Source organism: Mesorhizobium sp. WSM4989 (genome assembly GCF_029625795.1).
In the GTDB taxonomy this organism is placed as follows: Bacteria; Pseudomonadota; Alphaproteobacteria; order Rhizobiales; family Rhizobiaceae; genus Mesorhizobium.
Genome location: NZ_JARTVN010000076.1, coordinates 1 through 233, shown reverse-complemented (window position 1 = coordinate 233; position 233 = coordinate 1). Strand labels below are relative to the sequence as shown.

Here is a 233-nt window from a genome sequence, read left to right as displayed (position 1 = left end):
CTACGACGTCATCCTGTTCGATCAGCGCGGCTGTGGGAAATCCACGCCGAACGCCTCGCTCGAAGCGAACACCACCTGGCACCTCGTCGCCGACATCGAGCGTCTGCGCGAGATGGCGGGTTTCGACAAATGGCTTGTCTTCGGCGGTTCCTGGGGCTCGACGCTGGCGCTCGCCTATGCGGAGACGCATCCCGAGCGCGTCAGCGAGCTGGTCGTGCGTGGCATCTATACGC

General features: G+C 64.4%; 1 protein-coding gene. It reads left to right on the top strand.

All coding sequences use genetic code 11. The features are described 5' to 3' along the window. Positions 1-233, top strand: a 233-nt coding sequence (locus tag P9217_RS30375; protein ID WP_278088349.1) for an alpha/beta fold hydrolase, incomplete at both ends; no start/stop codon positions are given.